We start from the raw sequence: 26,835 nt of genomic DNA, 5'->3' as shown, positions 1-26,835 counted from the left end.
TATATATATTTTGAATGATCAAAATCATATATTATCAATTCAAAAAGCTCAGTCATCCAAGTAGATGACCTTGTCTGTTCCTCTTCCGAGTCCCGCAATTCCGGTTCTGGCAAGTTCAAGTATCTCATAGCCCTCAAGAAGCTTAAGGAAAGCATCAATCTTGGACTGATTACCGGTGATCTCAACAATAACCGAATCAATACTGACATCTACGATATTTCCTCTGAACACATTGGCTGTTGCAAGAATGCTCTGTCTCTGCTCTGCAGCTGCCTTAACCTTGACCATTGCAAGTTCTCTGTAAACACTTTCTGAAGGAGTAAGTTCATGAATATCTCTTACATCCACCAGTTTAGCAACCTGTTTCTCAATCTGATCGAGTATTACGTCATCTCCCGCAGCCACGATCGTGATTCTTGTATATCTTGGATCTGCCGTTACTCCTGCCGTGATACTCTCGATATTATATCCTCTTCTTGAAAACAAACCCGAGATTCTTGAAAGAACACCGGGATTATTGTCAACGAGGAGCTGAAATACTTTTTTCTGCATTTTACTTACTGCTCCTTTGATCATTTCAGGATAAATATACACCCTGTTTTTTAACCAATTATATGCATTGTAGCACTACAAACACACTTGTTCAACAAGTTTTTCTTTTTTGCTTTAAACTTTCACCGATTCAACTCGATAAAGCACTGCATTGACGGTATTCGGTAGTTATTGTTCTTTACATTTTGTAAGTGCAACCGTTCCTGTGCGTGCAATCTCGACAATACTTACGCTTCTTAACATCTCAATGAAAAGCTCTATCCTCTCAGATGTATCACAGATCTGGATGATCATCATGTTCTTTGACATATCGACGATCTGAGCGTTCATGATCTCGCAATTTTCCATGATGTCTCTTCTGTTTTCTTTGTTATATTTAACCTTGATGAGCATAAGCTCTCTGTTTATGCTAAGGCTCTCTTTAAATGTCTTCACTTTGATGACATCGATCTTCTTATTGAGCTGTTTCTCAATCTGCTCAATAGTACGCTCATCTCCCGATGAAACAATGGTCATACATGATACGCTTTTATCTGCAGTCTCACCTACAACAAGTGAATCAATATTGAAATTTCTTCTTGAGAAAAGTCCCGATACTTTAGAAAGAACACCGGCTCTGTTTTCTACAAGAACTGAATATATACGCTTCATAATGGCTCCTCTTATAATATCTAATGTAACAGCGGTTATTACTTCTCTCTGGTAAGTTCCATCGGATCTACGCTGACTTCCATAAGAGCGGACTTGTCATCCTTAAGGAACTTCTTAAGCTCGGCTTCAATATCGCTGTTCCCGTCAACCTTCGCATAATCCATTCCATATGCTGCCGCAATAAGAGAAAGATCCGGATCACCCTGAAGTTCAACCATTGAATAATTGTCATTATAAGTATAATGCTGATGTTCTCTTACCATTCCAAGGAACCCGTTCTTCATAACAACAATCTTTACGTTTATTCCGTACTGACGCATTGTCGCAAGTTCCATCATGGACATCTGGAAAGCGCCGTCGCCCGTAACAGCAACTACCTGCTTTTTCTTATCAACAAGCTTGGCACCCATCGCAGCCGGAATTGAATATCCCATGGTTCCCATACCGCCTGATGTAATGAATCTGCCGTTCTTAACAATATGATAAGAACAAGACCACATCTGGTTCTGTCCGACATCCGCAACATAAATCGCATCATCATCCATGATCTCGGAAAGCTTTACTATGAAATCCTTTGGCTTAACATAGCCTTTTTTCGCAGGTTTAGCCTTAACAGCGGCGTCTTTCTTATATCCGTTTAAGATCTCAAGCCACTGCGAATGGTCGTCGGCATGCTCATCCTGAGCAAGAAAATCCGCAAAAATATGCTTGATATCTCCTACAAGAGGAATTGTCGGTCCGACATTTTTGCCAATCTCCGCGGGATCTACGTCAATGTGAACCATAACCTTATTTTCAGTGATAAGATCCGGTCTGTTTACCGCTCTGTCAGCCACTCTCGCACCGACCATAAGCAAAAGATCCGACTCATTCATGGCTCTGTTTGCATAACTCTGACCGTTGTTTCCTACCATTCCAAAATACAGAGGATGCTCTGTAGGCATAACTCCGATTCCCATCATTGTAGATACAACGGGCACACTGTTGAGCTCGGCAAATTTTCTGATCTCAGCGGTAGCCTTACTTAAGTGCACACCGCCGCCCACACAGATAATGGGCTTCTTTGCCTTCTCAACTTCTTTTATTACTTTCTTTATCTGAACCATATTTCCCTTAACAGTAGGCTTATAGGTTCTCATTGAAATCGTTTCGGGATAGCAAAATTTCCCTTCAAACTGCGCATTCTGCACATCAAAAGGTATATCTATGAGAACAGGTCCTTTTCTTCCCGTTCCCGCAAGATAAAAAGCTTCTTTGAATACTCTCGGAATGTCATTTACATCCCTTACAAGATAACTATATTTTACAAAAGACTCCACAGCGCCTGTGATATCAGCTTCCTGGAACACATCACTGCCTATCATATCGCTGTTTACCTGACCTGTGATAGCAACAAGAGGTATACTGTCAGCATAAGCCGTTGCAATGCCTGTAATAAGATTTGTTGCACCCGGACCGGATGTGACCGCACATACACCGACCTTGCCGCTTATTCTTGCATATCCGTTCGCGCAATGTGCGGCATTTTGCTCGGTTCTGATCAGCACCCTCTTGATATCAGTATCGAGAATCTTGTTCCAAAAAGGGTCGATCGCAACTCCCGAGTAACCGAATACAACTTCTGTTTTCTCTTTTTCAAGGCATTTAACTATAGCCTCAGCTCCTATCATGTCGTTCCTCCAAAATCATTCTATTAATCTATGCTTAGTATCTGCTTTACAAGTCTCACTGCGTCGGCGGCGTCGGATGAATATCCGTCTGCTCCGATCTCTTCCGCGTAATCGGGAGTAACAACAGCTCCTCCAATTATTATTTTGGAATCAAGGTTCTCTTCGTGAGCAAGATCCACAACGTTTCTCATTTCCTTCATCGTCGTGGTCATAAGTGCAGAAAGAGCTATTATGCTCGCATTGTTTTCTTTTGCTGCTTTAACTATCTCTTCCTTCGGAACATCTTTTCCCAGATCGATAACGTTAAATCCGTAGTTCTTGAGCATAAGCGCAACCAGGTTCTTACCGATGTCGTGAATATCTCCGTGTACCGTGGCAATAACTATGGATGGAAGTTCCTTTCCGTCATCGTCGCTTCCCTTAAGCAAAGGCTCAAGATATGCGATCGACAGTTTCATCGCTTCAGCGCCGGCAATTAGCTGCGGCAGGAAGTATTTTCCTTTGTCAAAAAGATCTCCGACCTCATTGATTGCAGGCATCAGCACGGTGTCCAAAATCACCCTCGGCTCAATCCCCATATTCACAGCTTTCTCGGTATTCTTAACGATGCTACGCTTAGAGCCCGTAAGCACATCTTTTTTTATTATATCAAGAATATCCTCGTTAGAGTTAGTGGTGATTTTAACCTCTTTTCCGGTTGAGGTGCCACCTTCATTCTTCATTTCATATCTCTGCATCCTCTGAATGTAGCGAAGATCCGCGCCCTCTTTCTTCTTAAGAAGGTCGGAAGCAAATGCAGCATTTACCAGCATTTCCTGGGACGGATTGGCAATAGCCATAGACAGTCCCTTTTCAATCGCCATGGTCAAAAAAGCCGTATTTACATTACTTCTCTGAGGAAGTCCGAATGAAATATTTGAAAGTCCGCATATTGTAGCAAAATCATTCTTATAACAATAATCAATAGTATCAAGAGTATTGAGCGCCGCAGCGGGATCTGCTCCAACCGTCGCAACAAGACCGTCTACAACAATATCCTGCTTTGTCATGCCCATATCTTTGGCCATCTCGTAGAGCTTTTCAATATTGCCTATCTTCTCCTCTGTATTCTTGGGAAGTCCCTCGGGATTAAGCGGAAGAAGGATGAACATAGCTCCGTACTTCTTTGCGATTGGAAGAAACACCTCAGCTTTGCCCTTCTCAAGCGATATGGAATTCATAAGCGCTCTTCCCGGATACCTTCTAAGGACAGCTTCCATAACCTCCGCACTACTCGTATCAAGGCACAGCGGAAGATCCGTTATCGAGGTAACTTCCTCCATAACCGTGAGCATCATTGCTTTCTCGTCAATTCCGCTCATGCCGACGTTTATATCAAGAATTGACGCTCCGTCCTCTTCCTGCTTCTCGGCGAAATCGATGACCATATCAAGATTTCCCTCGCGAAGCTGTTCCTGAAGCTTCTTCTTACCTGTCGGATTTATCCTCTCACCGACTATCATGAAGAGATCGTTCATTCCAAAAGAAAGACTGCTTCTCTCAGAAGAAAGATATCTTTTTGCCACATTTTTTCTCGGAATGGGATTGCCTTCATTATCCCTTATCTGCGAAGGCTTCACTTCGCCGTATTTGTTCTTAAGACCTCTTATAAAGTCAGGTGTAGTTCCGCAGCATCCGCCAAGAACCGAAGCGCCTGCATTTACAAGTTTCTCCATCTCTATAACAAAAGTCTCGCAGTCCATGTCATACTCTGTATTTCCGTTCTCATCTACAGAGGGAAGTCCCGCGTTTGGCTTTGCAATAATCGGGATACTTGTGACAGAGGCCATATTTCCGATAATCTCAACCATCTTATCAGGGCCTGTCGAACAGTTCGCACCTATCGCACATGCACCGAGCGCCTCTAGAGTTATCGCACTTGCCGAAGCATCAGATCCAAAAAGTGTTCTTCCGTCAGCTTCAAATGTAAGAGTCACCATTACGGCCAGATCCGATACTTCTTTTGCCGCAATGAGCGCAGCTCTGCATTCCTGAAGACTCATCATAGTCTCAACAACAAGGAGATCGCATCCCGCCTTCTCAAGTATCTTTATCTGTTCTTTGTAAACATCGATAAGTTCCTCAAAATCAAGATCACCTATCGGCTTAAGCTGCTTTCCCGTCATAGTCAGGTCGCCGGCAACAAGCGCCTTACCACCGACCGCCTCCTTGGAAAGCTTGACCAGTTCTGAATTTATTTCTTCTATTCTACCTTCAAAGCCGTAATCAGCGAGCTTTATCCTGTTTCCGGTAAAAGTGGGCGCATAGACAATATCAGAGCCCGCTTCTGCGTATGCGCTCTGAAGTTCTTTCATGACATCTTTATGATTAAGTATCCAATCCTCAGGGCACACTCCGACAGGCATTCCCGCCTTTATAAGATTTGAGCCCGTTGCTCCGTCAAGAAATATCACCCTGTCTTCACAAAACTTCAAAAATTCTTCTCTGGTCATAGAACATTTTCCTTTTATTATTCAAATCTTTTCTTTAAAAAAACCGGGGCAAAATAAAAAATCAAAAGGCACAGTGCCATCACCAAAACAGGCTTAAGCCACATTGGCGGATAAGGTATCACCCCGCTATATGATAATCTATCAAGTACCGCAATAACAAGTACATGATAATAGTAAATTACATTGGAACTTTTTTTACCGATCTTATACAAGAATTTTCCGGCCGCCACTTCACATTCGGACAAAAGAAATATTCCGATAACCGCAACAAGTGAACCGATAAAGACTTCTTTTTTCCCAAAGATAAAAGCCTCGGCGACCGACATGATGATTCCCGCCGCGATCGTAAGAATAAATAAAGGCTTCTTCCCGTTCATCACTTCGGCATAAGAATCTGCGTATTCTTCTTTCTTTTTCCTGAAAATATCAGCAAAAAGAATTCCAAGAAGTACAAACGGAAGTCCGACAAAAAGCCAGTTTCTCATGACATACCAGGTTGTAATGCTGATATCAAAAGGCCTTATCGGATAATATGTCTGAAGCGCCTCTCCAAAATATAACATAAAAAGAAGCCCTGCGATAAGCACTTTGTACCACTTTCTGAGAACGCCGGCGAATATATATATCAGTCCAACCGAGTAAATAAGCGCAAAAAGAAACCACATATGATCGAATACAAAAGCAGAATCATATACAAATGTGCCCGAGTTAAATAAGAAAAACCAAATCGCCTCCCGGGGCGAATACTTTGAAACAAGCCACTCACCGATTGCATCTCCCAAATAGATATGAACTGCCAGTGAAAAAACAAAATAGACAACGTACACGATTCCTGTGATCTTCAGTATCTTTATAAGATATTTTCCGCATTTGAGACGAATTTTGCACGTATCGTCATCGCCGTCTCTTAAAAGAAACCTTCCGGAAAGAGCAAAGAAATAAGGCACAGCAATTCTGCTGACAGCCTCCATAACAACTCCGAAATTTCCGGGAAATCTTGTATGTATAACGATAACAAGCATACATGCTATAAAACTAACAAGATGTAGAAAATTATTCTCTTTCATATTTTTTCTTTTGTCAGAAAAGAAGCACTGATATTACTCAGTGCTTTCCATCTCTATCATTTCTTCTGTTTCTTCTGACTCTTCCGCTCCTTCATCATCATCTATGGTCGCAAATTGATAAGCATCTTCCGTTGTTACAGAAACACTGTCATCTGAAGGATTTTCTCCGTGAAGAACCTGCAGCATGATAAATGCTCTTTTATTTGCTCTCTCATAATACTGACTTGCAAGAGACAAACTCTCTTCATCAAACTCACCGTCATATGCCTTATGATAGCAATCGTTTGCTTTCTGCATATAATCTTTGGCCTCGGTCGCAAGATCCGCAATGCCCGAAAACTCATTCGGAACCTTAAGATCCCCCATAGCCTTGTAAGTATCATTCATCTGATCAAGATAGCCCAAAAGCTCTTCTTTTGCAGAATCCGAATCGGGATTGATGCTGTTTATAGAATTGTCATACTCGGCAAGCTTATCATAAAACTCCGACATGCTCACTTTATAAGCCGAAAGAGCGCTGTCCTCTTCCTTGCCACACCCCGTCAAAGCAGTAAATACCATAAAAAAAGATATACTAAAAACAATCTTTGCAATTTCGAATTTTCTCTTCTTTTCCAAAACTTTCTCCATAATCAATCACTGTATTTTGATGCGGCCTTAAGTCTTGTAAGCGCTCTCGCAAGACCGGCCTGTGATTTCTTGAATTCTTTGATGGACTGCTTCTGCTGCAGGTGCTCCATCGCAAATTCATAAGCCTCCCTAGCTCTTTGTTTATCGATATCTTCAGGTCTCTCCACGGTATTAACAAGTACAATGCATCTGTTATTTGCAACCTGAACAGAACCAAGACTTACTACTCCATAAAGCCACTCCCCACCGGGCTTTTTAATCTTGATAACACCATCCGATAACGCAAGTATCATTTCTTCATGATTGGCAAGAACTGCGAGTTCACCGTCCGCACATGGTAAAATGATCTCCTCTGCCCTGTCGTCATAAAATATTCCGTTGACGGAAATTACCCTTAATCCAAAGGTCATCACCTTATTACCATTCATATTTTATGCCTCGATCTGCTTCGCCTTCTCGACAACTTCCTCAATAGTTCCGACATTGAAGAAAGCTGCCTCCGGGTACTCATCCATCTCACCGTCAATAATAGCCTTAAAGCCTTTAATAGTATCGGCAAGAGGTACAAACTTTCCTTCTATACCTGTAAACTGCTCAGCAACATGGAAAGGCTGAGACAAAAATCTCTGTATCTTTCTGGCTCTGTAAACAGTTATCTTATCTTCATCACTGAGTTCTTCCATTCCAAGGATAGCGATGATATCCTGGAGCTCTTTGTACTTCTGGAGAATCTCCTGAACTTTAATTGCGGTCTCGTAATGCTCTTTGCCGACAATATCCTCTTCAAGGATTCTGCTTGAAGACTCAAGAGGATCAACAGCGGGATAAATTCCCTGTTCAACTATCTTACGTGAAAGAACCGTAGTTGCGTCAAGATGCGCAAAAGTCGTTGCCGGAGCAGGGTCAGTCAGATCGTCCGCCGGAACATATACCGCCTGAACGGATGTAACCGATCCAAGTCTTGTTGATGTGATTCTCTCCTGAAGCATACCAAGATCCGTAGCAAGAGTAGGCTGATAACCTACCGCTGAAGGCATTCTTCCAAGAAGTGAAGAAACCTCGGAGCCTGCCTGAACGAATCTGAATATGTTATCTATGAAAAGAAGCACGTCCTGATGCTTAACATCTCTGAAGTACTCAGCCATTGTAAGTCCGGTCTCCGCAACACGCATTCTTGCTCCGGGTGGCTCGTTCATCTGTCCGAAGACAAGCGCTGTCTTATTTATAACGCCCGACTCGTTCATTTCACTCCAAAGGTCATTACCTTCACGTGATCTTTCGCCAACTCCCGTAAATATTGAATATCCGCCGTGCTCCGTCGCGATATTCTGGATAAGTTCCTGAATAAGGACAGTCTTACCGACACCGGCACCACCAAAAAGACCAATCTTACCACCTTTTGCATATGGCGCAAGAAGGTCGATAACTTTTATTCCCGTCTCAAGAATCTCGACAACAGGGCTCTGATCAACGAGCCTTGGCGGTTCTCTGTGAATATTCCATTTCTCTAAAGTCTTGACTTCACCTTTATTATCAATAGAGTCACCAAGAACATTAAAAAGTCTTCCCAGAACTTCATCTCCGACAGGAACACTTATAGGTCCTCCCGTAAGATAAACTTCCATATCCTTACTAAGTCCCTCACTTGGTGATAACATAATACATCTTGCAACATTGTCACCGATGTGCTGGGCAACTTCCATGACACGCTTTTGCTCTTCAACGATAACATAAAGCGCATCACTGATATAAGGAAGATCGTTGTCCTCAAATTGTACGTCTACAACAGGTCCCATGACCTGTAAAATCTTACCGTTTTTCAACTGTAATTCCTCGTTTTCTGCTTATCTTTTCTCTCTTTGGCAAGCTTGGCATTCTTAAGAGCCTTAGCTCCGCTGACAACTTCGGTTATTTCCTGAGTTATCATTGCCTGCCTCTGTCTGTTATAGGTCCTTTGAAGTTCGGCGATCATCTTCTCGGCATTTTTGTTTGCCGAATCCATCGCCATCATTCTGGCACTTTGAACGCTGCAAAATGCTTCTACCAAAGCACCGTAGATAAATCCCGTAACATAATTCGGCACTATATTATCAAGAATCGCCGAGGGGCTGGGCTCCATAAGGAATTCTTCCAGCATGGTTCCCGCTACCGGCGTCTCTCTTTTGATATCCGTAATAATCTCAAGAGGAAGAAGCTTTTCATATCTCGTCTCGATCTTAGCGCCCTGAACGGTTGTATAGATGATATAGAACTCATCCAGTTTTCTTGAGTAATAATAATCAAGAATTTCAGCCGCTATCTTCCTTGCTCTGTGAAGAGTCGGATTCTGAGACGTAAACATAAATGATTCTTCAATGTCGACATTCTTGGAAATGAAATGAAAACGGCCGACTTCTCCTATGACAAAGAGTTTCCAATCTCCTTTGTCACCCTCTATCTTCTCTTCAGCAAGTTTAATGACATTGTGATTATATGAACCCGCAAGTCCCTTGTCGTCAGTGAAGATTATGTAGCCTCTTCTTCTCTCATCCTCAGGAATATCGAGCCTTGTCTCCAAAAAGATGTTGTCAACTCCTTCAGGCAAATGTCTTACAAGTCGCGAGATCATCGCCTGAGTTGCAAAAAAGAAAGGCTCGGTATCGGTGAGCATCTTCTTCGCTCTTCGAAGCTTTGTAGAAGAGATCAGATACATCGCATTTGTAATTTTTCTGGTATCGTTTACGCTGTTTATACGATCCCTGATTTCTTTAATGGTTGCCACTTTCCAATTCTTCCTTAAGTCTCTTGTTCTCGCTGTCGTTAAACTCATCAACGGCGTCGAGAATTCTCTTCTTTAACTGTTCGGACATATCTCCGCTCTTAATAAGTTCTTCGCAGATATCGCCCTGTTCCGTATCAAAATACGCAAGAAGTTTCTCTTTATACTCCCTGACTTTCTTTACAGGAATCAAATCAAGTCTGCCCGCACCGACGGCAACAAGGATAATTACCTGCTCGTGCATGGCAAGAGGATGCTCAAGAGGCTGCTTGAGCAGCTCCATAAGCACGTTACCGTGTGCAAGCTGTTTCTTTGTCGTCTCGTCAAGATCCGAACTAAACTGAGTAAACACAGCCATTTCTCTGTATTGTGCAAGATCTACTCTTATACTTCCCGCTGCTTTCTTCATAGCCTTGGTCTGAGCAGAGCTTCCTACACGGGATACGGAAAGTCCGACGTTTACCGCAGGTCTCATTCCTTCAAAGAACAGATCGCTCTCAAGGAAGATCTGTCCGTCCGTGATAGAAATAACATTGGTGGGAATATATGCCGATACATCACCCGCCTGTGTCTCAATAATGGGAAGTGCCGTAATTGAACCTCCGCCAAGCTCAGATGAAAGCTTACTTGATCTCTCAAGCAGTCTTGAATGCAAATAAAAAACATCTCCGGGATAAGCTTCTCTTCCCGGTGATCTCTCAAGAAGAAGTGAGAGCGCTCTGTATGCCACCGCATGCTTGGAAAGATCGTCATAAACAATAAGACAGTCTTTTCCCTGATGCATGAAATACTCAGCCATTGCAGTTCCCGAATAAGGCGCAATATACTGAAGCGGTGCCATGTCAGAAGCAGTTGAACTTACAACTATTGAGTAGTCCATAGCTCCCGTTTTCTTAAGTGTCTGTATGATCTTTGCGACGGTAGAAGCTTTCTGACCGATCGCAACATAGATACATATTACGTTTTTGCCCTTCTGGTTAATGATGGTATCAAGGGCAATAGATGTCTTTCCGGTCTGTCTGTCACCAATGATAAGTTCTCTCTGTCCGCGCCCTATGGGGAACATAGTATCAATGGACAAAATTCCTGTTTCCATCGGTTCATTTACAGACTGTCTGTCAACAATACCGGGAGCAGGCTGCTCAACAGGCCTGTACCCTGATTCCTTAATATCTCCGAGTCCATCGACAGGATTTCCGAGAGCATCTATTACTCTTCCAATAAATGCCTCACCTACAGGTATTCCGGCTTCTTTATACGTTCTGACAGCTCTGGTCCCCTGTCTTATTCCCGTATCGTTTCCAAAAAGGATACAGCCTATATGGTCTTCCCTTATATCCTGAGCCATTCCCTTGGTGCCACCCTCGAACTCGATAATCTCGCCATAAAAAGCATGCTCGATACCATCGATATTTGCGATTCCGTCACCGACCCAGGTTACCGTTCCGACTTCTCTGTCGCCTATTGCAAGATCAAAGTTCTCAACTTTACTGCTGAGCATGCTTATTATCTTGCCTGTTTCACTGTCTCCGGTCTTCCTGCTCAGATTATTTAATTCTGCTCGAAGCTGCCTTGCTCTTCCCGCATCGGACCAGTCGTATTCATAGTTCTTGCATGATACGATAAAACCTCCGCCGATTGAGGTATCCTGCACAAGTTCAAGGTCTATTTCGGAAACCTCAAACTTCTTAAGGAGAATCCCTTTAATCTTGGAAATCTGATCCTCACTGGGAGCAATGCCCGCATAGCGCAGTTTAGCTTTTAAAATTTCACTCATTATTTGCTCCGGCTTCGTTTATAAATTTGTCATATAACTCTTTGTCATCGGCAGCACTGTGCTTTGTTGCAGCAATCTTCGATGCCGCATCAATAACCATATCGGTAAGCTGGGCAGCATAAACCTCTTTGGCACGCTCATTCTCAACTTCCGCATTGTGCTTAGCTTCAACAATGATCTGATCGCCTTTTTTCCTGGCATCACCGACAATGCGCTCATATTCCGCATATCCCTGCTTCTTTATATCAGCAAGGATCTGCTCCTTCTCCTCATCGACATGAGCGATCTTGTCCTCGTAATCTTTTTTTGCATCAAGTGCCTCCTGCTTGGCTGCCTCAGCCTGTTTTGTGGCACTTTCAACTTCTTCTCTTCTCTGTGCGAGAATAGCATCTACTCTGCCGAAAAGAAATTTCTTTGTCAGAAAATAGATGATCAAAAGATTAATTATAATACAAACGATGTTTGTCACACTAATAGTTAACACGTTATAACCCCTTTTTTTGCCTGAAAATTATTTTAAAAGAATAATCATGATTGCAACTACAAAGCCATAAATAGCTGTAGCTTCCGCAAGCGCGCATCCCAAAACAAGAAGTTTAAGTATCTTTCCGTCCGCTTCGGGCTGTCTTGCAACCGCATCAGTAGCTTTTGCTGTAGCGATACCGATTCCCAAACCTGCTCCTAATCCTGTAAATGCAGCGATAGCTGCTCCAATTGCTGTTAAATCCATTTTTTTCCTCCTTGTGCCGTATTATTCTACGGCTTCTTTTATGTATAATGACGTCAAAAAGACAAAGACATATGCCTGGATTGCTCCGTCAAATATGTCAAAATACACACTGAACAATGCCGGTAATATAAACGGCAAAACACATTTTATAAGCTCCATAATAACTGTAGCTCCGAGAACGTTACCAAAAAGTCTCATGCAAAGAGACAATGGTTTGATCACAATTTCCAGAACATTCATCGGCGCTATTACTGCCATAGGCTGTGCAAAACCTTTAAACCAGTTCTTTACTCCCTTTTTTCTGAACCCTGCCGCTTCAACGAGAATAATGCTCATAACCGCAAGTGCAATAGTGACATTAAGGTCCATTGTTGCCGGTGTAAATCCAAACAGACCGACCATATTTGAAAAAGTTATGAAAATAAGCACTGTAGCCATATAATCAGCATACTTTATCGCCTCTTCTCCAAGCATATCACCGGTCATATTTCTGATCCAGATTACAAAACTCTCAACAGCGGCCTGCCTCTTAGAAATGTTATGCACCCTGAAATCTCTTGTCAAAAACAACATAAGGATCAGCAAGAAAACCGTAACTCCCCACGTTATCACAACGGATTTGAAAATATCTATGGTTCCGTCTCCAAAAGGGATCCTCAAGAACGTTTTGTCTTCCATTAAAAGTTCATTAAGTACATCTTTCATGTCGTATACCTTCCCCGAAAATATACATATAATTATAGAAAATCCGCTTTGATAATGCAATGCAAAAAAAGAGCTCTGACTTTGCTTAACTTGGTGTCTTAAGCATAATAAAAGCTCTTTTTATAATTCATTATTACTTTCTATATAACTTCAATACTCTCTCTGTCAGCACTTGCCTTAATGGTCAGTTTGTCATATGTTTTGCGATCTTGTTCGATTTTTAGCGCCATTCCGTCTATAACAAAAACAGTTCCCGAATAGGCAACTTCCGTTATCGTTGCTCTTGCTTCACTTCCCTTGTCAATCTCGGCCTGCACCTTATTTTTTTTCTCAATAAGGTCTTTTATCTTGCCCTCTTTCATTCCGATAGCCGCATTGACTTTTATCTTCCACTGCATTATCTGTCTGTCGGTTGAAGCATCTTCAGCCAGCCTGTCTCTCTGAACCTTCAGACTGTTTAATTCTTCTTCCTCTCTGCTTATAGATTTATTTATATTACTAAGCTCTGTAAGAATGGTATTGTTGACTCCAAGTGTGACAATCGTCTTGGCACCTGCTTTATTTCCGACAGATGCGGTCTCTATGCCAAAAAGACTCTGACAGCTTCCGCCGTATATAGTACCTACTCTTCCGTATGTCTTTATCAACCCTGTGGCAACAACATTACAATTTATGAAATAGTTAGCGGAAATGTTCTTTCCATGTATTATCACACCCTCAAAGAATTTCGCTGAGACATCTCCTTTAGCTTTTATCGAGCCTCTTATAGGACATGTCGCACCCCCTTTAATGATAACATTTCTTCCGCTAACTATTTCAGAGCTTTCCATATGTCCGCCTATGATAACATCCCCCGATGCATCTATACCACTACCGGAATGCACATCGCCGGTCACATAAACAACTCCGTCATAGACAATCTTCTTGTCCGTTATCTTAACCTCAGGAACGATCATTATCTTCTCGATATTGATCACACCATCCACCATACTTATGGCACCCGAATATTTAGCAACATAAGTAACTCTGTCATTTAGTATCATGAATCCATCACCCTTAAGGATAGGAATCTCTTTTCCGTTTTTGGCTCTTAGTGCTTCTCCGTATACGTTATAACCGTCTTCTCCTTTTTTTGCCTTGTGATAAATTGCAATCTTATCGCCGGCTTTAACCTGTTTGATCGCCTCTATATTAGAAAGATCGGCCGTTCCATCGCTTAGGATTGTCGGCTCTTGTTCCTGCTCGAGATCTATCAAAAACTCATAATAACCGTCAACCCCGTCAACCGGAGCTTTGCCTGCAGCAATGACATATTTTTCGTTCGGGTTGAGCTTGCTCAGCATCTTTCCGATAGCTTCTTTGTCAATCCCGGCCATTATCCTGCACTGGACCAAAAAGCTCATTATAAGATCCTCTGTATATGCCGCTCCGTCATTTCTTGTAGGAAGCTGAATCCAGCAGATCATCTCATCGGAAGTAAAAGATAGAAACTCATCTCTGTTCTCAAGCATATAATTAAGAAGCACTGTCTCATTAGGGACACCCTCAGTTCTGTCTAAAGCTTCATTGTCATGTTTATCGCGATCGACAAAGCCGTAACCTTCACCCATTATGCGTTCTCTTATACGACGCATGTCGCGGGCGGTATACATCATTGAGGAGTACGCACTGATATCAAGTCCCTCTTCTATACCAAGCCTTAGCTCTTTCATCTGATCTGCCTGATAAAGCGGATTGCAATAAGGTGTTATATCAATCTGATGTTCCAGTCCTATGCGCATCTCATACATCTGTTGCCACCCATAAGACGCATCTGCATACCTTCCTACTTCAACACCATTTTCAAGACCAATTCTTATTTCCTTTATCGCATCACTTCTCATTTCAGGATTGATGTATTTATCAATATTGATTTTTTCCTTAAGGCAGAGTCTTATCTGTTCTATCTGCTCTGCATCATACTTTTCTTTTATATATGGAATAATATCGACCTTGTCATTATATGCCGCATGCATTTGTTCAAGAATACTTGCATTAAAATTCCTTATATGAGCATCACTAAAGAAAAGTCCATCCTCTGCACTTTTTCTTATCGCTCTCATCTTCATATAAGGAATATCAACGGAAGCATAATTGGAAATATCGATACCCTCTTCCAGCCCTTTTCTGATCTCACGCATCTGAAGGCTGTCGAACGCAGGGTCCTGAAAGAATATGATTGGAACACCTTCTCCTCTGCTCAGACCTATTCGCAATTCTCTCATCTGATCGGCGAAGTATTCCTTCTTGGCATAAACGGACACATCAATTCCGGCAGCGATACCCTTTCGTATCTGAGCAAGCTGCTGGACATCAAATCCCTGTTTTCTGTAAGAACTCATATCAATGTTCTGAGTCATTTCAAGTCTAAGCTCTTCCATCTCAGTCCATGATTTTCTGGGATCCATATATTTTGCAACATCAACTTTGTCAATGATACCTTTTCGTATCTCCGAAAGCTGAAGCGCATTAAAATTAAGAGCCCTCAGCTTTTCAGCATCAGCTCCCAGTTTCTTGCACATCTCTAGTTCTCTCTCCAGTGCGTTCTTGTTAAGTGAAGAGAGACCGGAGTAAGACATCGTTTCATTTTCAAGATCAAGTCCTAATCCAAGTTCCTGAGCATCCATAGATGTCACTTCTCCCAATCGGTCCGATATTTTAGATTATTTACAAGCAACTGTTTCTCTATATCTTATTATAATTTTATCATTATTACATTTACCCCTCAAGAGATGTTTTTGTTAATTTTATAGTAGCATTTCATGAATTCATATGCTAAAATTAACTTGCTTTTGTTTGAAAAATAGATTTTTTGGGAGAAAGTTTTATGAAAAAGAAATTTATAATAATAATGTTGGCCCTTGCGCTAACAGCAAGTTCTACCGCTTGTTCGGCAGGTAAAAATAATTCTGAAGGCAATCCGGGAGACTCAAACATATTTGAATCAATTCCCGATGATGGAGCTTCTGAAGGATCAAGCAGCGAAGCTTCAGAAGGAGCATCTGAAGAAGACGAAACTCCGGATACGAGCGATCCTGTTGCCGGTTCAATAAGCGGAAACACTTATGAGAACAAGGTTTATAACATCAAGTTCACTCTTAGCGACGGATACCGTTTCGCAACCGAAGAAGAAATCAAGTCTCTAAACACCTCAATCGGTGACATAGATATTTTTAAAAACAATAAAGCCGCAAAAAAAGCTCTTGATGACGGCGCGTCCATAACAGCTGCATATGCAATCGACAATACCAAAGGTAGAAACGTTACCGTAACGCTCAAAAAAATCGGCTCTGCAAATACTGAAGAAGCCATTCTCGAAGCCGAAAAAGAAACAGTTGTAAAAGATTTTGAAGGACAAGGTTTAACCGGTATAACTGCAGAAGTTGAAAAAGTCACTTTCTTAGGCGAAGAACATCCTTCACTTAAGATTTCAGGAACATTCAACGGCGCCAAGTTAAACAGAAGAATATTATGCCTTGTCAAAGATAACTACATTTCACTTTACGATGCATCAGGCCTTGACGATGAATATGATGCCGAGCTGTTAAATGCAACAACATTAGAATGATCGGCTAACGCAAATTGTGGTATATTATAAATAAGCAAATCAGAAAGTAGGAAGCGATATACAGATACTCGTCTCCTACTTTTTATTTGATAATCTATTTCAAATCTACTCAAAATAAAACAGGGAGAAAATCAGACACAATGGCAAAAGATCAGGACATGACAACAGGCAATCCCTTCAAACTCATTCTTTCTTTTTCTTCATCCATGATATTGGGAAATATATTCCAGCAGCTATATACTGTCGTTGACAGCATTATCATAGGCAAGAAAATAGGTGCTCTTGGAATAACCTCAATCGGAGGCACCGATTGGCTCATCTTTCTCGTAACCGCTTCATTGATCGGACTGATTCAGGGATTCTCAGTGCTTTTGGGCAATAAGTACGGCGAAAAGAATGAACAGGCTTTTTATTATTACTACAAAAAGGCTCAAACCATATGCATCATTATTTCCATTTTACTCATCCCGATACTTCTCATATGTTTAAGACCTTTTCTGAATTTGATAGGCACACTGCCCGAGGCATTTGACTACGCATATACATATGCCGCCGTCATATTCGCAGGAATTCCTTTTCTTATCTTTTATCAGTTCTTCGCCGCAACTCTTAGAAGCCGCGGAAACAGCCATATTCCTTTATTGGCAATGACAATATCATCACTCTGTAACATCGTTCTCGACCTTCTTTTCATATGCATAATGCACTTAGGCGTTGCCGGAGCCGCACTGGGAACAATCCTTTCAGAATGCCTTGTCATGATCATATGCGGCTATCATGTTCTCAAGATTAAATCTATAAAAGAAAAAATTGGCAAAAACTCTTACAAAGAAAAGCATATATTCCACAAACTTATAAGCACCGGCCTTCCAATGGCCATTCAAAGCATCATCACCGCAATAGGAGGTCTTATAGTAATCCGAAACGTAAACATGTTCGGAATAGATTTCCTATCAGGTTATATAATTGGCGGAAAAACATACACCCTTCTCGAAATAGCCGCTTCATCATACGGAATGGCTATAGTTGCATACGTCTCCCAAAACTACGGAGCCAAAAAGATCGACCGCATCCATTCAGGCGTAAAATCCGCGCTCTTACTCGGTATAGTGACAGCACTAATCTGCTCCTTCATCATGATATTCTTCGGCGAAAGTTCCATGAAATTATTCGTCGAAGCAGAAAAGACCTCCCCCATGGCCTTTTCATACGGCCGCCAATACCTCCTTATAATCGGCCTCTTCTACCCCCTTCTCTACACCCTCTACATCGTAAGAGCCGCATTACAAGGCATCGGAAACACCCTTGTCCCCATGATATCCAGCGCAGGACAACTATTAATGAGAGTTCTATGCGCAACAGTCATGACAAAAATCATAGGCTACACCGGCATCTTCTACGGCGAAGTCAGCGCCTGGATCCTCGCCGATCTAATACTCTTTGTTGTATATTTCTACGAAATCCGCAATAAAGAAAAAGCCATCTGAATTAATACAGTAAAAAAATTTATTCCCCAAACACATCTTCTCGCAAAACACTGAGCTTCTCGAAGCTCGTATTCTTGCGTCTACCGCCATTTCATAGACAGCCCGGCCACAAAGGTATATGTTCGGGGATGCGCTGTATTCGGACGAGGACGATGATTTCCAAAATTCCAAAACAGATAAATGCCGATTGTTCTGAATAACATGAAATGAGGCATTTATCTGTTTTAGAATTTATGGAAATCACGCCGCAGACGTACACAGCGCATCTCCGAACATATCCCTTTGTGGCCGGGTGTAAAGAAAGGCTGCCACACCAGATCACTCCGGTGCGACAGCCTCTATTGTATAAGCTATTAGTTCTTCTTTGAGCTATTGTAAACTTTCTTAGCTTCCTCAAGTCCAGCCTTAAGTCCAGCAAGTCCAGCCTTAGCAACCTCAGCTGATGTCTCAGCAAGTTCCTTAGCGATAACTGTAGCTTTCTCAGCAGCTTCCTTAAGCTTTTCCTTTGTCTCGTCATCTACGATAGTCTTTGAACCGCAGCATGCGCTCTTCTCAGCGATTGCAGCCTGTGCAGCAGCAAGTCTTGCAACAGGTACACGGAAAGGTGAGCATGATACATAGTCAAGACCGATCTTGTGGCAGAACTCAACTGATGAAGGATCACCACCGTGCTCACCACAGATACCAACGTGGAGACTAGGATTAACGGGCTTACCAAGCTTAAGTGACATCTCCATAAGCTTACCAACACCTGTCTGGTCAAGCTTAGCGAAAGGATCGTTCTCGAAGATCTTTGCATCATAGTAAGCATCAAGGAACTTACCAGCATCATCACGAGAGAATCCGAATGTCATCTGTGTAAGGTCGTTTGTACCGAAGCAGAAGAAGTCAGCTTCCTTAGCGATCTCATCAGCTGTAAGAGCAGCTCTGGGGATCTCGATCATTGTACCAACTTCGTACTCAAGCTTAGCGCCTGCAGCAGCGATCTCAGCGTCAGCTGTCTCTACTACTACCTTCTTAACGTTCTTAAGCTCTTTTACTTCGCAAACAAGAGGAATCATGATCTCAGGCTTAACGTTCCAGTCAGCGTGTGCCTTCTGAACTTCAAGAGCAGCACGGATAACAGCCTTAGTCTGCATCTTAGCAATTTCAGGATATGTAACTGCAAGACGGCATCCTCTGTGTCCCATCATAGGGTTGAACTCGTGAAGAGAATTGATGATAGCCTTGATATCTTCTACGCTCTTGCCCTTAGCATCTGCAAGCTTCTTGATCTCGTCCTCTGTTGTAGGAACGAACTCGTGAAGCGGGGGATCAAGGAATCTGATTGTAACAGGATTTCCTTCAAGTGCCTCGTAAAGAGCCTTGAAGTCATTCTGCTGATAAGGAAGAATCTTATCAAGTGCAGCTTCTCTCTCTTCAACTGTATCTGAGCAGATCATCTCACGGAATGCAGCAATTCTGTCTTCCTCGAAGAACATGTGCTCTGTACGGCAAAGACCGATACCTTCAGCACCGAGCTCTCTAGCCTTCTTAGCATCAGCAGGAGTATCAGCGTTTGTACGAACCTTAAGCTTTCTGAACTGATCAGCCCAAGCCATGATACGTCCAAACTCGCCTGCGATCTGAGCGTCTACAGTAGCGATCTGTCCTTCATAGATGTTACCTGTTGTACCATCGATTGAAATGAAGTCTCCCTCTGTGAATGTCTTTCCACCAAGTGTGAACTTCTTGTTTTCTTCGTCCATGTTGATGTCACCGCAACCTGATACGCAGCACTCACCCATTCCACGAGCAACTACGGCAGCGTGTGATGTCATACCACCACGAACTGTAAGGATACCCTGAGCAGCCTTCATACCTGTAATATCTTCAGGTGATGTCTCAAGACGAACAAGAACAACCTTCTCGCCTCTTGCAGCCCATTCTACTGCGTCATCAGCTGTGAATACAACCTTACCGCAAGCAGCTCCGGGAGATGCACCAAGACCTTTTCCGATAGGTGTTGCAGCCTTAAGAGCAGCAGTATCGAACTGAGGGTGAAGAAGTGTATCAAGATTACGAGGATCGATCATAGCAACTGCTTCTTCAGGAGTCTTGTGTCCCTCATCAACGAGGTCGCAAGCAATCTTAAGAGCAGCAGGAGCTGTTCTCTTACCGTTACGGCACTGGAGCATATAGAGCTTCTTGTTCTCAACAGTGAACTCCATATCCTGCATGTCATGGTAGTGGTTCTCAAGAGTATCACATACTTTGATGAACTCAGCGTATGCCTCAGGGAACTCCTTCTCCATCTGAGCGATAGGCATAGGTGTACGAACACCTGCAACTACGTCCTCACCCTGTGCATTAATAAGGAACTCACCCATAAGCTTATTCTCACCAGTAGCAGGATCACGAGTGAATGCAACACCTGTACCTGACTCATTGTTAAGGTTACCGAATACCATAGGCATTACGTTAACAGCTGTTCCCCATGAGTAAGGGATATCGTTATCACGACGATATACGTTAGCACGAGGGTTATCCCATGAACGGAATACAGCCTCGATAGCAAGCTTAAGCTGCTCTACAGGATCTGAAGGGAAGTCCTTGCCAAGCTGATTCTTGTACTCAGCCTTGAACTGCTCTGCAAGTTCCTTAAGGTCAGCTGCTGTAAGGTCAACGTCGAACTTAACACCCTTCTTCTCTTTCATCTGGTCGATAAGCTGCTCGAAGTACTTCTTACCAACCTCCATAACTACGTCAGAGAACATCTGGATGAAACGACGATATGAATCATATACGAAACGCTCGAATGCAGGATCGGGATTTCCCTTGATCATTGCTGCAACTACTTCATCGTTAAGACCGAGGTTGAGGATTGTATCCATCATACCGGGCATAGAAGCACGAGCTCCTGAACGAACAGAAACAAGAAGAGGATTCTGAAGGTCTCCGAATTTCTTACCATTGATCTCTTCCATCTTTTTAACGCCGTCCATAGCCTGAGCCATGATCTCGTCGTTAATCTTACGACCATCCTCATAGTACTGTGTACATGCCTCTGTTGTGATTGTGAATCCCTGAGGTACAGGAAGGCCAATACTTGTCATCTCAGCAAGGTTTGCACCCTTACCACCGAGAAGGTTACGCATTGTCATGTTACCTTCGTTGAACATATAAACCCACTTGTTCGCCATTTTTGTCTTACCTTTCTTACCGGATAATAAAAAACCGGTACCTTTCATGTATTTCTTATTATTTATAACTACCGCTGAAAACACTTACCGTGTATATAAATGCGGATAATTATCCCAAAAACCTCTAATATCACACTTTTGGTCCGTTCTGCGGAACAAAACTGTCAAATATATAAATATCAAAATTCCGCTCTGCTCTCTTAAGATCGTCTTCGCTCTTAAGGGTCCAGGCCGCGGTAACATTTTTGTACAGGTGCCTGCATAGCCATAAAGACAGGTTACCCGGATACTTGTGATTGTATGCTATAAAATCAGGTCTGGTCAAAAAATTCAGCATAAGATTTGTAAGCGCAAAATAAAGAAAACTGTTAAATTCTGAAGGCGACTCCTTATGAAACTCATCAGAGAGCTGTCCTCGCATTATCTGCGGCCTGTGTATCCTATACCACAGGATTCCAAGCGGATTGAAGGACTCAATGCAATAAACTCCCTTATATGATGAAAGAAGTGCATCTGCTTTCGAACAAACCGAACAGTTTTTAAATTCAATCTTAAGTTCCACAATAAGAGGAACTTTGCCGTTTACAAGCGCCAAAAAATCTTCGAATTTGGGGATTTTTTCAACAGAATCAAGAATATGAAACCTTTGAAGCTCTTCATATGTATAGTCAATTACCTTACCCTTAACTCCGAATGTCCCGTCACTATTCTTCACTGCATCTGCAGGGATATCCCCCTCAGCATATCTCGCCACTCTGGCAAGTGTAAAATCGTGAAAAATAACCGGAATCCCATCCTTGGTAAGCTGGACATCACACTCTATTCCGTATCCTGCATCCACCGCTTTCTTAAAAGCCGCCATTGTATTCTCAGGTGCATCGGATGTGTTGTCATGAAGTCCGCGGTGCGCATATCGCACACCTACATGAGGTAATCTTTCAGGTTTATGCACTACCCTCGGCATGATCATAAGTAAATAAAGAACGACCATTATAGGTGCTGCTACGCACAAAACCTTAATAAAAAGCATTAATCCACTTCCTACTGATAATTTTTTAACACGTCTGCTACATATTTTACTGCCTTATTGTATAATTCGCAACAATTAAATGAGTTAAACGAAATAATTTCATATATTTTTAATTACCTCGCAAAAAAATAGACCGATAATATCAGACTTAGCTGAATTATCGGTCTATAAATTTTATGTGCATGGGACTATTCTTAAGCAAAATAAACATAATCTTCTTTTCTCGGCGCAGCTTCTCTTGGCGGCTGTGCGGCATATCCGAGTGCACAATGTCCGATTCCCTCGTAGTCACCGGTGATTCCAAGTTTCTTAAGAAGATTCTTACCAAAATCGGAATCAAACTCCTCTTTTGCCCTGTGAATCCAGATGCTTGCAACTCCAAGACTCTCCGCCGCATTCATCAGATTACCCATGACCAGCGATCCGTCATAAACATGCGTAGGCATACTCTTATCCGCAAGAACAATCAAAATGACCGGCGCTCCGTAAAAAGGATCAAATCCCTCATCCCATCCGCCGATCTTCCTATTCTCCTCAGAGACAGAATCGCGAAGTTCCTTGCTTGTCACCGCAATGATCACCGGGCTCTGCTGCCCCATTCCGTTTGCAGCATATGTTCCAGCCTTAATAATAGCATCAAGCTCTTCCTTCTTGATCATATCCGGCTTAAAACTCCTACAGCTACGTCTACTCTCAAGTACCTTCAAAGTCTCGTTCATATCCCGCTCCTTTAATCTGTCAAATGCTTTTAGTTTTCATCCTACTATTTATTTCTTCTTGGTCTTCATTATAACATAAGCACTATACCTGCCAAAACTACCGATATAGTGCTTATCTCGATCATTATTAATTTTTGCTTGGCATATACTGTACTGCAATTCTATTCTCCGGATTTACATCGACAAGATATAACACAATGAGAAACAGCCACTCAAGCGGCTTCATAACAATATAGGTTATGTCACAGGCAACCTTGTTCGTTCTTATATAATCTGCAATTGGGAATCCGTACTTATCGTAAAAATTTCTTATTAAACGATGCATCTTCGGTGTCTTTTCTTCGAGAACATTTTCAAACGCATTCGCTATCATAAGCTGGCGATTCACTATAACCTTATGTCCATGTCTTTCGCCCATCCTGAGCGGCTTTACAATTTTCCTATGTCCGCCTGCTGCCACCGTGCACAGATAATGTTCATCATAATATATATTCTGCGGTCCAACCTTTTGCGACAATGTCCAGTCCGACGTTTCCGTCCATACTTTGATGACTGCATCAGGCTCCTGCCCGAACAAAACAAGTATCGCAACGATCACGCCAAGTAGAGGTAACATAAGTACAGCCGCATAGATTGGCCATTTTTCTGATTTCATAAGAATCAAATTCAATCTTTTGATAAAAGTATTTTTTCCAAATTCATTATCCGCATGATGCTCGGCGCCGTTCCACTGCTTTATCTTTTCCTTGATAATTGTGATTGCAATCATGACGAGATTTCCGGGCAGTATGTGACAAAGCATTATAAGCATTCCGTCCAGTGATCTTATTACCTGAACACTCCACGCCAATGAGATTGCAAGCGTAAGATACATTGCAGCAATACAAAGAACCGTCACAAGAGGGGGAACCTTATTTACATCTGTAGCTACAAGAATAACGGCACCTGCTATTCCAACAGCAAATATAACACCCAAAGTCACAATACCGCCAAGCCAAAGAGGTTGGTGTGTCTGATTATTATAAAGCTGCTCGCTCCATAATTTGGTAACTTGCACCTCGCAGAGCCACAGACAATTAAATGTATCAAACAGCCCTACAATAGGAGTTAAAAGCCAAATGATATTCCTTATCTTCTTTTTCTTACATCCGAAAAAAAGATATTCAAAATTCCCAAAGCATGCCACCGGAACAAACACTATACCTATAAAGAACAGCAATTGATATATATTTGAAATTACATCTTCCATTTTTTACTCACTTAAGAAAAATAGAAACAACATTATCAACTAATTCTCATCACTGTTTATCTGTACTCCTGTGCATATACTGCACTACAATCCTGTTCTCCGGATTTACATCGACAAGATATAACACGATGAGAAACAGCCACTCAAGCGGCTTCATGACAATATAGGTTATGTCACAAGCAACCTTGTTCGTTCTTATATAATCTGCAATCGGGAATCCGTACTTATCGTAAAAATTCCTTATAACACGATGCATCTTCGGTGTCTTTTCTTCAAGAACATTTTCAAACGCATTCGCTATCATAAGCTGGCGGTTCACTATAACCTTATGTCCATGTCTTTCGCCCATCCTGAGCGGCTTTACAATTTTCCTATGTCCGCCTGCTGCCACCGTGCACAGATAATGTTCATCATAATACAGATTCTGTGGTGCCACTCTCTGCGAAAAGGTCCAGTCAGCAGTCTCTGTCCATGCCTTCACGATTGCATCAGGCTCCTGTCCGAAGAGAACAAGTACTGCAATTATAATTCCCAGTAAAGGCATCATAAATAAAATCGCAACAATTGGCCAAGCCCATGCCTTCATAAGGAATTTATTCATTTTAATAATAAAAGCATTTTTACCATAGTTTTCGACACTATGTTCTTTGACACTGTACCATTCCTGTATCTTTATTTTAAGCAAAGTAATTGCCATCATAAAAATATTTAGCACATATAAAAAACACATCGCCGCTATTCCGTTCTTGTTCATCTGTATACATTGCACCACCAAAACTCCCAGTGCAAGATACATAGATGCGATGCAAAGAACCGTCACAAGAGGCGGAGTTTTATTTACATCTCTCTTAAATAGTATAATCCCGCCAATAAGTCCTATAATGTATATTACCTTTATTGTAATCCATCCTCCGGACCATATATAATCATGTAACTCATCGTTATATAGCTGAACATTCCAATCACCCATGCCAACATTAAAATATGCCAGCCACAAAAAAACATATATCCTTCCCACGATCAACGTTGCTATCCAAACAAAAGGCCTTGAATCCTTATATTCGTCGCTATTTCGGATCATCCCCAAAAAGTTCACCAAGGTAAACGCAGTACCAAGAAGCATATCTAATCAATTCTCCGTATCTTTTCTTTTTATTATTACAGCGATAATTATCGCAGGAATCCATATAATATAAATGCTCCCAAGCATCATCAAGAAAAAGCAATATCCCATATCATCCGCCATAGGCATAAACTTACCATGAAGTCTGTAGTACACAACACTGTCATGTATTTCCCAGAATTTATGAGTCAAGAAAGCGGCTACCACAAAGCTAATGCCACTTATATCACATCCGGTCAGAATACAAAAACCTATTATTGCCACAATTGCCACATAGCCCAATACGAGCATCTCGCCTCCGCCAAAACGATCTATCAGGTAGCCAATCCCAAGATCACCGACAATCAGATATACTGTTTCAAAGATTGCTCCTGCAACCATAGCTACAAGCACTCCCGGAAAAGAACTCATAAAAGGAGTCTCGTCATCTCTATCTTCATCTTCATATTCTTGCTGTCTATCTATTCTATCTGCTTTTTCTTCTATGTTATTCATTCATCCTATCCAAGCGATATTATGGTTTTCTTATATCCATGCAAGCACCTGTATTATTTTGCGTTTATGTACTTGCTTCTACAGATTGATCATCAAACTACGTCGCCTTTATCTGTGCTTCAATGCTTATCTCTTTACACCAAATATATAATTTACAGATAACCATTAGCTCTTATGTCACTCTTATCTGTGTTTATATACCTCTTTCCATGTAATCCATAACCGATTTCCAGATAATCAAGATCACTTATACCACTTTTATCTGTGTTTTTTCACAATTCTATGCAACGCAAGTCCTGAAAACACAGATAACTGATACCAATTATCCTTTGTTTATCTGGATTTTCAGTACTTCTTATGCATAATATGTCCAGAAATCACAGATAAATAATGCAAATCATTCTCTTCTTATCTGTATTTCCAAACACTTTCTCGAGCCTTATTGAGTAACGCCACCATAATTCACAGATAACTAATACTCATTATTCCCTTCTTATCTGTGGCTTCAATTGCAAATTGCCAATTCCAATCACTTCCCCTGCGGCAGAGTTATCTCAAACTCCTCCGCAAACTTTCCATCATGCATTTCATCCTCATATCTTATATAAAAAGAATCCTCTGAAATCCAGTCAATATCAAAAGACACATCTTCCATAAAGCCTGCGCCCTGGTATTCCCAGATCGTATCGCCTTTGTATATCACTGACGGCCTGCTCACAAAATCATACTTTAACGTTATCCTGTTTGTTCCTTCCGGAGATTTATAAATAGCCTTGCGATTTCCGCTTAGAATAATGGCTATTATAATAAATGGCATCGCCGCAACAGCAACTGAACCTAAGCCTATCATCACGACCGTTTTTTCTTTATTATCTCTAAATATCTTCATATCATTTCTCTAAACCCGCATA

At 41.8% G+C, this 26,835-nt stretch carries 23 protein-coding genes; 2 read left to right on the top strand and 21 right to left on the bottom strand.

Going from position 1 to position 26,835, the window contains the following annotated elements; all coding sequences use genetic code 11:
- Positions 1 to 48: 48 nt before the first annotated feature.
- From ilvN (T356_RS0115820) to T356_RS0115755, 14 genes are all read right to left on the bottom strand, one after another.
- Complete coding sequence (gene ilvN, locus T356_RS0115820) at positions 49 to 552, bottom strand: acetolactate synthase small subunit (RefSeq protein WP_026515332.1); 504 nt, start codon at positions 550 to 552, stop codon at positions 49 to 51.
- 168 nt (positions 553 to 720) lie between these two features.
- Positions 721 to 1,203 carry an acetolactate synthase small subunit gene (ilvN, locus tag T356_RS0115815; RefSeq protein ID WP_026515331.1) on the bottom strand — a complete coding sequence of 161 codons (483 nt, stop codon included), beginning with the start codon at positions 1,201 to 1,203 and terminating at the stop codon, positions 721 to 723.
- Positions 1,204 to 1,241: 38 nt separating this feature from the next.
- On the bottom strand, positions 1,242 to 2,873 hold the full coding sequence (ilvB, locus tag T356_RS0115810) for a biosynthetic-type acetolactate synthase large subunit (RefSeq protein WP_026515330.1): 1,632 nt from the start codon (positions 2,871 to 2,873) through the stop codon (positions 1,242 to 1,244).
- A gap of 23 nt (positions 2,874 to 2,896) precedes the next feature.
- Positions 2,897 to 5,365, bottom strand: a complete 2,469-nt coding sequence (locus T356_RS0115805) for a homocysteine S-methyltransferase family protein (protein WP_026515329.1) — start codon at positions 5,363 to 5,365, stop codon at positions 2,897 to 2,899.
- A gap of 17 nt (positions 5,366 to 5,382) precedes the next feature.
- Positions 5,383 to 6,432 carry an acyltransferase family protein gene (locus T356_RS0115800; RefSeq protein WP_026515328.1) on the bottom strand — a complete coding sequence of 350 codons (1,050 nt, stop codon included), beginning with the start codon at positions 6,430 to 6,432 and terminating at the stop codon, positions 5,383 to 5,385.
- A 33-nt stretch (positions 6,433 to 6,465) separates the two neighbouring features.
- Positions 6,466 to 7,050 carry a hypothetical protein gene (locus tag T356_RS0115795; protein WP_026515327.1) on the bottom strand — a complete coding sequence of 195 codons (585 nt, stop codon included), beginning with the start codon at positions 7,048 to 7,050 and terminating at the stop codon, positions 6,466 to 6,468.
- 14 nt (positions 7,051 to 7,064) lie between these two features.
- Positions 7,065 to 7,490, bottom strand: coding sequence for an ATP synthase F1 subunit epsilon (gene atpC / locus T356_RS0115790; protein ID WP_051563496.1), 426 nt, complete (start codon positions 7,488 to 7,490; stop codon positions 7,065 to 7,067).
- A gap of 3 nt (positions 7,491 to 7,493) precedes the next feature.
- Entirely contained in the window at positions 7,494 to 8,885 is a 1,392-nt protein-coding gene (gene atpD, locus T356_RS0115785) for a F0F1 ATP synthase subunit beta (RefSeq protein WP_026515325.1), read from the bottom strand.
- Positions 8,882 to 9,823 carry an ATP synthase F1 subunit gamma gene (atpG, locus tag T356_RS0115780; RefSeq protein WP_026515324.1) on the bottom strand — a complete coding sequence of 314 codons (942 nt, stop codon included), beginning with the start codon at positions 9,821 to 9,823 and terminating at the stop codon, positions 8,882 to 8,884. Before atpG ends, atpD begins: the two co-directional genes overlap by 4 nt.
- The gene (gene atpA / locus T356_RS19815) at positions 9,810 to 11,321 is read right to left on the bottom strand and encodes a F0F1 ATP synthase subunit alpha (RefSeq protein ID WP_051563512.1); all 1,512 of its coding nucleotides are present in this window, start codon (positions 11,319 to 11,321) and stop codon (positions 9,810 to 9,812) included. Before atpA ends, atpG begins: the two co-directional genes overlap by 14 nt.
- 268 nt (positions 11,322 to 11,589) lie before the next feature.
- Positions 11,590 to 12,081, bottom strand: coding sequence for a F0F1 ATP synthase subunit B family protein (locus T356_RS0115770; protein ID WP_026515323.1), 492 nt, complete (start codon positions 12,079 to 12,081; stop codon positions 11,590 to 11,592).
- Positions 12,082 to 12,108: 27 nt separating this feature from the next.
- Positions 12,109 to 12,327 carry an ATP synthase F0 subunit C gene (gene atpE / locus T356_RS0115765; protein ID WP_026515322.1) on the bottom strand — a complete coding sequence of 73 codons (219 nt, stop codon included), beginning with the start codon at positions 12,325 to 12,327 and terminating at the stop codon, positions 12,109 to 12,111.
- A 21-nt stretch (positions 12,328 to 12,348) separates the two neighbouring features.
- Positions 12,349 to 13,032, bottom strand: a complete 684-nt coding sequence (locus T356_RS0115760) for a F0F1 ATP synthase subunit A (RefSeq protein WP_051563495.1) — start codon at positions 13,030 to 13,032, stop codon at positions 12,349 to 12,351.
- Positions 13,033 to 13,172: 140 nt separating this feature from the next.
- Positions 13,173 to 15,698, bottom strand: a complete 2,526-nt coding sequence (locus T356_RS0115755) for a DUF342 domain-containing protein (RefSeq protein ID WP_026515320.1) — start codon at positions 15,696 to 15,698, stop codon at positions 13,173 to 13,175.
- Between the two features lie 200 nt (positions 15,699 to 15,898).
- Between T356_RS0115755 and T356_RS0115750 the strand changes: the two genes are divergently transcribed.
- Together T356_RS0115750 and T356_RS0115745 are read left to right on the top strand one after the other, a co-directional pair.
- Positions 15,899 to 16,639, top strand: coding sequence for a hypothetical protein (locus tag T356_RS0115750; RefSeq protein ID WP_026515319.1), 741 nt, complete (start codon positions 15,899 to 15,901; stop codon positions 16,637 to 16,639).
- 140 nt (positions 16,640 to 16,779) lie between these two features.
- A complete protein-coding gene (locus tag T356_RS0115745; protein ID WP_026515318.1) occupies positions 16,780 to 18,126 on the top strand; it encodes an MATE family efflux transporter in 1,347 nt (448 codons plus the stop codon).
- Between the two features lie 353 nt (positions 18,127 to 18,479).
- Here T356_RS0115745 and ppdK read toward each other — a convergent pair whose 3' ends face one another.
- The 7 genes from ppdK to T356_RS0115710 all read right to left on the bottom strand — a co-directional run bounded on the left by ppdK (position 18,480) and on the right by T356_RS0115710 (position 26,813).
- On the bottom strand, positions 18,480 to 21,308 hold the full coding sequence (gene ppdK, locus T356_RS19810; protein ID WP_035781479.1) for a pyruvate, phosphate dikinase: 2,829 nt from the start codon (positions 21,306 to 21,308) through the stop codon (positions 18,480 to 18,482).
- Between the two features lie 130 nt (positions 21,309 to 21,438).
- A complete protein-coding gene (locus T356_RS0115735; RefSeq protein WP_035781362.1) occupies positions 21,439 to 22,338 on the bottom strand; it encodes a glycerophosphodiester phosphodiesterase family protein in 900 nt (299 codons plus the stop codon).
- Between the two features lie 194 nt (positions 22,339 to 22,532).
- Positions 22,533 to 23,057 (bottom strand): nitroreductase, encoded by a 525-nt coding sequence (locus T356_RS0115730; protein ID WP_026515316.1) that lies wholly within the window; start codon positions 23,055 to 23,057, stop codon positions 22,533 to 22,535.
- 127 nt (positions 23,058 to 23,184) lie between these two features.
- A complete protein-coding gene (locus T356_RS19805; RefSeq protein WP_051563494.1) occupies positions 23,185 to 24,306 on the bottom strand; it encodes a DUF6688 domain-containing protein in 1,122 nt (373 codons plus the stop codon).
- Between the two features lie 49 nt (positions 24,307 to 24,355).
- Complete coding sequence (locus T356_RS19800; RefSeq protein WP_051563493.1) at positions 24,356 to 25,429, bottom strand: DUF6688 domain-containing protein; 1,074 nt, start codon at positions 25,427 to 25,429, stop codon at positions 24,356 to 24,358.
- A 6-nt stretch (positions 25,430 to 25,435) separates the two neighbouring features.
- Positions 25,436 to 25,924 carry a hypothetical protein gene (locus T356_RS0115715; protein WP_026515315.1) on the bottom strand — a complete coding sequence of 163 codons (489 nt, stop codon included), beginning with the start codon at positions 25,922 to 25,924 and terminating at the stop codon, positions 25,436 to 25,438.
- 529 nt (positions 25,925 to 26,453) lie between these two features.
- Entirely contained in the window at positions 26,454 to 26,813 is a 360-nt protein-coding gene (locus tag T356_RS0115710) for a hypothetical protein (RefSeq protein WP_026515314.1), read from the bottom strand.
- Between the last annotated feature and the right edge of the window lie 22 nt (positions 26,814 to 26,835).

Origin of the sequence: Butyrivibrio sp. LB2008, from assembly GCF_000621565.1 — a bacterium.
In the GTDB taxonomy this organism is placed as follows: Bacteria; Bacillota; Clostridia; order Lachnospirales; family Lachnospiraceae; genus Butyrivibrio.
The sequence above is the reverse complement of the archived record's forward strand: the minus strand, read 5'-3'. Positions and strand labels throughout refer to the sequence as shown.

Coding starts and splice junctions, on each gene's coding strand:
- ilvN (WP_026515332.1), bottom strand. CDS start 552: ATGCAGAAAAAAGTATTTCAGCTCCTCGTTGACAATAATCCCGGTGTT.
- ilvN (WP_026515331.1), bottom strand. CDS start 1,203: ATGAAGCGTATATATTCAGTTCTTGTAGAAAACAGAGCCGGTGTTCTT.
- ilvB (WP_026515330.1), bottom strand. CDS start 2,873: ATGATAGGAGCTGAGGCTATAGTTAAATGCCTTGAAAAAGAGAAAACA.
- T356_RS0115805 (WP_026515329.1), bottom strand. CDS start 5,365: ATGACCAGAGAAGAATTTTTGAAGTTTTGTGAAGACAGGGTGATATTT.
- T356_RS0115800 (WP_026515328.1), bottom strand. CDS start 6,432: ATGAAAGAGAATAATTTTCTACATCTTGTTAGTTTTATAGCATGTATG.
- atpC (WP_051563496.1), bottom strand. CDS start 7,490: ATGAATGGTAATAAGGTGATGACCTTTGGATTAAGGGTAATTTCCGTC.
- atpA (WP_051563512.1), bottom strand. CDS start 11,321: ATGCTCAGCAGTAAAGTTGAGAACTTTGATCTTGCAATAGGCGACAGA.
- atpE (WP_026515322.1), bottom strand. CDS start 12,327: ATGGATTTAACAGCAATTGGAGCAGCTATCGCTGCATTTACAGGATTA.
- T356_RS0115760 (WP_051563495.1), bottom strand. CDS start 13,032: ATGAAAGATGTACTTAATGAACTTTTAATGGAAGACAAAACGTTCTTG.
- T356_RS0115755 (WP_026515320.1), bottom strand. CDS start 15,698: ATGGATGCTCAGGAACTTGGATTAGGACTTGATCTTGAAAATGAAACG.
- T356_RS0115750 (WP_026515319.1), top strand. CDS start 15,899: ATGAAAAAGAAATTTATAATAATAATGTTGGCCCTTGCGCTAACAGCA.
- T356_RS0115745 (WP_026515318.1), top strand. CDS start 16,780: ATGGCAAAAGATCAGGACATGACAACAGGCAATCCCTTCAAACTCATT.
- ppdK (WP_035781479.1), bottom strand. CDS start 21,308: ATGGCGAACAAGTGGGTTTATATGTTCAACGAAGGTAACATGACAATG.
- T356_RS0115735 (WP_035781362.1), bottom strand. CDS start 22,338: ATGCTTTTTATTAAGGTTTTGTGCGTAGCAGCACCTATAATGGTCGTT.
- T356_RS0115730 (WP_026515316.1), bottom strand. CDS start 23,057: ATGAACGAGACTTTGAAGGTACTTGAGAGTAGACGTAGCTGTAGGAGT.
- T356_RS19805 (WP_051563494.1), bottom strand. CDS start 24,306: ATGGAAGATGTAATTTCAAATATATATCAATTGCTGTTCTTTATAGGT.
- T356_RS19800 (WP_051563493.1), bottom strand. CDS start 25,429: ATGCTTCTTGGTACTGCGTTTACCTTGGTGAACTTTTTGGGGATGATC.
- T356_RS0115715 (WP_026515315.1), bottom strand. CDS start 25,924: ATGAATAACATAGAAGAAAAAGCAGATAGAATAGATAGACAGCAAGAA.
- T356_RS0115710 (WP_026515314.1), bottom strand. CDS start 26,813: ATGAAGATATTTAGAGATAATAAAGAAAAAACGGTCGTGATGATAGGC.